The sequence below is a fragment of the Kitasatospora sp. NPDC057542 genome (assembly GCF_042801945.1).
Taxonomy (GTDB): Bacteria; Actinomycetota; Actinomycetes; order Streptomycetales; family Streptomycetaceae; genus Kitasatospora.
Map to the genome: position 1 here is coordinate 1 of NZ_JBHVFE010000455.1, position 7,175 is coordinate 7,175.

Sequence of the window (7,175 nt, forward strand, 5' to 3'; positions counted from 1 at the left end):
GCTCGTTGGTCATCCGTTGTGTTCGGCGGCCCGGGTCCGGGCCCAGGCGATGAACTCGTCGGCGACCGGATATCCCGTCTCGACCTGGCTGACCAGTTCGTCCAGTTCGGCCGGTGATGCCTCGTCGACCCGGAGGATCATCCGGGCCCAGCCGGGCGGCCGGCCGCGGTGGAACTCGAAGCTGGGACTGCAGATCTCCGTGAACAGTTCGTCACGGTCGAGCAGTCGCCGCATGGTCGGAAGGGTGTGCTCCCGAAGGACCTCCGCCATGGCCTGGCCGGCGGCATCGGGGTCGATCCGTCCGCCGTACGCCCAGTTCGGGTTGAGCGGATTCACGTCGTCGGGCTCGTAGGCGGCCTGCTCCGGTGGAATCACGCCCCACTGCACGATGGCGGCCGACGCGTCCGGAGCCTTCTTCCTGGCGGACTCCCAGCTCTGGCGGTAGCTCCACGCCCAGGAGGCGGCCGGCACGATGTACGCCTTGACCGTGAACACCTCCATCGCCGGATCGAGGCGTCGGGCCCGGAACTCCAGCAGCGCGTGGTCGCCGTTGTCCGCGGTCAGGCGGTACACCAGGCCCTTGCGGGTCAGACCGGCCTCCTTTGCCACGGGCGCCACGTGCTGTCGGGTCCACGCGTCAAGAGACACCATCTTTCTTCCTCCGTTCGGAATTGTCATGCTGCCAGGTCGAACAGCGCCTGCGTCACGGCCACGGTCGTCGCCGTCCCCGCAGCGGCTCCGGCCTCCACCGGGGCACCTGCCACGACTCCCGCGATGACGAGGACCCCGGCCGGGATCAACAGCGGCGCCATGCTCACCCCGCTGTCGGCCAGCGGCGTGGTCCCCAGACCCGGCTGGTGCGCGGTGCCAGGGTACTTGCCGGGCGCCGGGCCGGGAGTGGCGGTGGGCACCCGTGCGGCCTGCGACTGCTGCGCCGTACCGGAAGCGGGCATGTGCTGCTTCATCTTCTGATTGTCCGGCTTCCCGTAGATCACCGCACCCTCCGCCGGGCCGACCACGATGTTGCCGTCGGGCACGTCGTAGGGGCCGGCGATGCTCCACCCGAGGACCGCCTGCTTGCCGTCCTCCTGCAGCTTCTTCACGTACCACTCGGCCTCCGGCACGGCCTTGGACGCCTCACCGGCGGACTTGACCTCCCACACGTAGTAGACGTCGCTCTTGGGGTCGTGGCCGAGGATGTCGACGAAGCCGTTGTTGCAGTCCGTCAGCGAGGGGTCGTCCATGCACTTCTTAGTGGCCCGGGGAACCGAGGCGCCCTGCAGGACCTCGAACTTGTTCGCCCCCATCTTGGACGCCTGCTTCTTGATCTCCCCGGCGGCGACCTCCTGCGCGTTGTTGTGCGCGCTCGTCCTGTCCATCGGGTGCTTGATCCCGAGTTCCTTCTTGGTCGCCCGGATGGCCTTCAGGAGCGCCGTGATGGAGTTGAACAGGCCCTCAAGGATGTTGCGCCCGGTCGGGTCGCTGAGGGTCAGCGGGTTGTTGTCGCCGTAGGTGTACGCCGCCAGCGACTGCGGGTCCGACATGGTCATCACCGGGTCGACGCTGATGAACCGTCCGGTGGCCGGGTCGTACTCGCGGGCGCCGAGGTGGGTGAGCCCGGTGGTGTCGCTGGTGCCGCCGAGGAAGCCCCGGGTGCCGGCCCAGGTGGACGGGGCGGTGCCGCGGATGCCACCGAAGGGGTTGGTGCGGCGCTGGGCGACGGCGCCGGTGGTGGCGTCGACGCCGACCTCGGCGGTGCCGTGGTGGTCGGCGACCTGGAAGGTCACCCGGTTGTCGTCGGTGCGGACGGCCGTGGCACCGCCCAGCGCGTAGTAGCGGGTGGCGGTGGGCTTCGCCGCGCCCTTGACGAGGTTGAGCTCGGTGCCGCCGAGGTACAGGGTCCAGTTCTCGGCGGCGGGGTTGGCGGAGTCGAGGGTGTGGCCGAGCAGGCGGTTGCCGCCGGCGTCGTAGAGGTAGTCGGTGCTCCGGGTGGCGGTCGTGGTGGAGCCGGTCGTGGTCGTGACGGTGTCGACGACCTTGCCGAGCCGGCCCTCCACGTCCCAGGTCAGGGCCTGGTCGCTGGTCTGGTTGCCCGACGGCTTGAGGTGCCGGCCCGTGGTGTTGCCGGCGTCGTCGTAGTCGTAGCTCTCCGGTACGGGGGTGCCGTTGGCACCGGTGACGGTGCTGGTGCCGGTCAGGGTGTGCGGGCGGGCCGCGGTGGCGGCGGGGTAGGTGTAGGTCGTGGTGGCGTCCTGGGCGGTGTTGCCGGTGGCGTCGTGCCGGGTCTCGGTGGCCCGGGTGCCGTTGGTGTTGTAGGTCCAGCTGGTCCAGTACGGGGCCGGGCCTCCGAGGGCGGCGCCGTTCGGGCTGTCCGGGCAGCCGGCGCCGTTCGGGGTGAACGCCTCGGTCAGGCGGGCCAGGTAGTCGTACCGGAAGCACTGCCGGTCGGTGCCGGAGCGCGAGGTGTCCGTGACCGAGGTGACGTTGCCGGCCTGGTCGTAGGTGTAGGCGGCGGCGCGAACGGCTCCGGTGACGCCGTACTGGTCGGTGCGGCTGGAGGCGAGGCGCTGGGTGCCCCACTCGTAGGAGTTGGTGACGTACAGCTCCTTGCCGGCGGTGCCGTTGCTGAGTGTGGACTGCAACGGCTTGCCGGTGAGGCTGAAGGTCTGGTTGGTCAGGTACTTGCCGATGCCTTCGACGGCGGTCTGCCGGCGCAGCGCGTCGTAGGTGAACGAGACGGACTCCGCGGGCAGGTTGCCGGCCGCCGGGTAGGTCATGCTCTGCGGCAGGCCGTCGAGGCGGTAGATGCTCCCGCTGACGTAGCTGCCGGCGAGGGCCTCCTGGCCGGGGACGGACGGGACGGTGACGGTGGTCCGGGTGGACCGGCCGAGGGTGTCGAACAGCGAGTAGGCGGTCTTGTACTGGTAGGTGGTGCCGCCGACGGTGCTGTAGCGGGTGCTGGAGGACAGCACGCCCTTGTTGCCGGACGGGTCCCACGCCTGCGAGGTCAGCAGCGGACCGGTGGCCGAGCCCCCGTGGGTCTCGATCAGGCGGCCGAGGTTGTCGTAGACGCTGGCGATCGTCTTGCCGCGGCCGTCGGTGGTGCTGGCCAGCTCGCCGCGGCTGCCGTACGCCTTGACAGTGGTTCCGCTGTCCGGGTCGACCGCCTTGGTCTGCCGGCCGAGCTGGTCGTAGAGCCAGGTCCAGGCCGTTCCGGACGGGTCGGTCAGCTTGGTGAGGTTGCCCGCCGGGTCGTAGCCGTAGCTGGTCGCGTCGTAGGCGCCGGTCGGGGTCGCCGACTTGTACTGGCGCAGCTCGGTGGTGTGGCCGGCCGCATCGGAGATGGTGGTGGTCGGGGTGCCGCCGGTGGGCGGGGTTATGGTGACCCGGTCGCCGCCGTACTCGGTGAGCGTGCTGGAGAGCGGGGTGCCGACGCCGTTGCCGGCGAGGGCCGTGACGCTGACGACCCGCCCGAGGCCGTCGTAGGCGGTGGCGGTCTGGCTCTCCACCCCGGTGGTGTCGTCGACGTTGCGCAACGTTGTCGAGGGCGCGCCGGTGGCGTAGTACGGGGCGTAGGCGAGGGCGGCCTGGCCGCGGTCGTCGTAGAAGGTGTCGGTCAGCACGCGGCCGCCGTTGTCCGCCGGGTCCTGGGTCTGCCGCACGCGGGCGAAGCCGTCGTAGAGCGTGTACCCGGTCTGCTGGGTTCCGTCGCTGTTCAGCGTCTTGGCGGAGATCGCGATGATCTTGCCGTCCGTGACAGCGTACTCGAACTCGTGGTTGGGGCTCTGCCCGGTGCCCTTCGAGCGGTTGGGCTGCCAGACCTTGAGGGTGCGGCCGAGCGCGTCGTACTGGATGTCGGTGCGGCGGTTGTTGGCGTCGACGGTGTCGTTCGTCAGGCCGCGTACCGGCTCGTAGTCGGTCGTGGTGACCTGGGTGGTGGTGGTGTCGCCGGCCTTGGCGGGCGGGCTGGTCACCACGGACTTGGCGGGCCGGCCGGTGGCCGGGGTGTAGGCCGTGGTGGTGGTCCGGGCGTCCGGCGAGGCCGACGTGACCGGCCCGGTGGCGCCGGTGGTGTCGTAGATCGTGATGGAGGCCAGGTTGGTGGAGGTCAGCGTACGTCCGTAGACGTCGTACGTGAACGCGTTGTCCAGGTAGGTCGCGCTGTTGCCGGTCTGCGACTTGAGCGATTGCGCGAGCGTGACGTCACCCTTGGTGGGCGCGGCGCCGTACGCCTGACCGTCATAGCGCACCCGCTTGTCGGACAGGACGGCGGAGGTGCCGTCGGCCTGCGTCTGCCGGCTGACGTCGCTCCCGCAGCCGACGGCCACGGTCTCGACGCGCATGATGCTGGACAGCAGCCAGGCGGCCGTGTTGTCGGCGTAGGTGGTGCGGGTGCACTTCTCGTCGCCCGCGACCGCCACGTCGCCGAGGTCCTCCACTACCGTGGAGCGGCCGTAGTCGTCGCGGGTGGTGTTGCTCCTGGTCTCGCGCCAGGTGTTGCCCGCGCCCTTGTCGAGCGAGGTGAAGGCGCGGGTAACGGCGATGCCGGTGATGTTGGCGGTGGTGGTGCCCCAGTCGCGGACCCGCTTGGCGGTCTCCTTCTTCCAGGGGGTGTTGACGGTCTTGCCGAGGACCGCGCCGCCGGGCTTGTCGTACTGCTCGGTGCGGTACTCGAAGCCTGCCCAGGCGTTGTCGTCGGTGATCGTGGTGCCCTGGCCGTCGTCGACGGTGACGGTGCGCTTCTTCGTCTTGTCGGCGGGGTCGGAGCGGTCGCCGTCCATGCCGCGCAGGTAGTAGTGGTCGGACTGGGTGGACATGGCGGCGACGCCGCCGGTCTGCACCCGGGTGCGGGCGTAGCCGCGCCACTGGGACCAGGTCTTGAGCTTGTCCTTGGTCAGGCCGTCCTCGTCGTCGAAGTGCCAGGCCGCGTCGCCGAGGTAGCTGTAGCGGGTGACCATGTCGGGTGCGCCGCCGGTGCGGTCGGTGCCGATGACCGACTCGACGACGTACTTGTTGAACCACTCCGTGGTCACCGGGCTCTCCAGCGAGGCCTGGTACATCTGCGGGAAGCAGCGGGTGGTGTTGTTCTGCGGGGTCGGCAGGGCGTTCCAGTCACAGGCCGGCGCCGAGTAGTTGACGTCGATCTGGCCGCCGAACTCGTCGGTGATGGTGCCCAGGCGCTGCTTGATGAACGGCATGCGGCCGTCGCCGACCTTGTCGAGCCGGTTGGCCAGCTGCTTGTAGGCAAAGGTGGTCTTCGGCAGCGAGACGGACGGGGTGGCGGAGGTGCCGGTGTGCTGGATCGAGTCCAGCAGGAGCTGGTAGTCGAAGTCGGCGGTGCCCCACTTGTGCTTCAGGTCCCAGGTGTCGATGGCAGCGTAGCTGCCGTCGGCCTGCAGGGTCTTGGCGACGACCTGGGTGAGCCGGGTGCGGGTGAAGTAGGTGGGGGAGTACTTGCCGGTGCAGTCGGTGCCGTCGGCGCAGTTCTGGTCCCACGGGGTGTCGTACCAGTACTGCCGGTTGGCGTCGATCTTCGCCGGGTCGCACACGCCGGCCGCGGTCTCCAGGCAGCGCTCGGCGGTGCCGAACTCGACCCGGCCCATCGGCTTGACGGTGGCCGAGTAGAGGTCGCCCTGCTGCTGGCCGTACTCGATGTGGTCCAGGCGCCCGCCGCGTATGTAGGGGGTGCGGTCGGTGGCCTTCAGGTTGCGGCCGTAGTTGTTGGTCTCGGGCGTGTACCAGTACGTGATGTCGTTGCCGTGGGCGTCGACCACCAGGTCCAGGTTCCACCGCCAGCCCTGCTGACACCAGGACGAGGCGAAGTCGGCGCCGTTGCACGGCTCGCCGGCGTTGTTGCCGTAGACCGGCACGGTGTAGACGGACTTGGTCTCCGGCTTGCCCGCCGACCAGTTCGGCAGGCGGTTGTAGCCGAAGTAGTAGTTGGTGCCGTCGGGCGTGGTGGCGCGGAAGTACTCGCCGTCGTTGTCGCCGTTGCCCCGGGCGGTGTCGCGGACGCGCACGATCTTCGTCGCGTCGTCGTTCTTGAGCCGCCACTCGTCGCCGGAGACCGGGATCAGCTCACCGGAGTGCCCGGCGAAGCTGATGGTCGCGTTGTCCGTGCCCCAGCACAGGTCACCCGGATTGGAGGTGCCGGTCTTCGGTGCGCCGTCGTCGGCACAGGCCTTGTAGCTGCGCTCGACGAAGCCGGGCGACAGGTCGAAGCCGTCACCGACCCAGGACGCCTGGTTGTTGCTGTTGGCCGTGCGGCCGTCGATCGCACCGGAGTTGTAGCTCAGACCGACCTTCGGGGTCAGCCCGCCGGGCATCGCGGTGATCGGCATGTCGTACGACCAGGTGAACGATCCGCTGTTCAGCGCGGTCGACCAACTCGACGCGCTGGACAGCGGCGTCGCCTTGTAGTCGCCGCTCGGGCCAGCCGTACCGGCCGTGGCGGCCAGCACCATCGCGCCCGGCGCGGACTGCAGGCGCATCGACCCGGCCGGGGCCGTGGTCAGCGTGTCCGCCGCCACGGTCTGCTTCGCGGGGTCGTTGCCGCCCGGCAGCGGGGTCTGCACCCGGCACTCGGGCAGGTCGGGCGTGGTGAGCGCGCACTCGGGCAGGCGGACCAGCTTCAGACGAGAGCCGAAGCCGGAGCCCGCGGCCTGGGCGAAGGACGAGTAGTCGACGGCCAGGCCGCTGTTCTCGTCGGCGCCGGAGACGATCAGCAGTACGCCGTTGATCCCGGCCTTGGCGGCGGCGTCCTGGCCGAGCAGCTCGACCTTGGCCTTGCCCGCCGTGCCCGAGGACGAGAGCGCGACCGGCAGCTGGCCGGCCTTGACCGCCTTGCCCTTCTCGCCGGGCACGTCGACGGTGGCGCTGCCCGCGCCGGGCAGCGCGCCGTGCTTGCCGTCCGTCTTGCTGACGGTGGTGTCGGCCTTGCGGCCCTTGGTCTTGGCGTCCGAGCCCTTGACCGGCTTCTCGGGTGAGACCGCGGAGGGCTTGGCGTACGGTTCCGCGGCCGCCGCGACGGCGGCCAGTGGCAGTGCCGGCAGCAGCGACCCGACCAGCGTGCCCGCGATGATCGCGGACACCCTGGACCGGGCCGGCCGAGGCACCGACCTCTTCCTACTCATGGGTGGAACAACTCCTCGAAAGGGAAGTGGATATGGCAGACC

Annotated in this window: 2 protein-coding genes; both read right to left on the minus strand. The window is 70.1% G+C overall.

Annotated features, from left to right (window positions below; genetic code table 11):
• Nucleotides 1-9: 9 nt before the first annotated feature.
• Nucleotides 10-651, minus strand: a complete 642-nt coding sequence (locus ACFU7Y_RS36280; protein ID WP_380770905.1) for a hypothetical protein — start codon at nucleotides 649-651, stop codon at nucleotides 10-12.
• A 23-nt stretch (nucleotides 652-674) separates the two neighbouring features.
• Nucleotides 675-7,133, minus strand: a complete 6,459-nt coding sequence (locus tag ACFU7Y_RS36285; RefSeq protein ID WP_380770906.1) for an RHS repeat domain-containing protein — start codon at nucleotides 7,131-7,133, stop codon at nucleotides 675-677.
• Nucleotides 7,134-7,175: the final 42 nt, after the last annotated feature.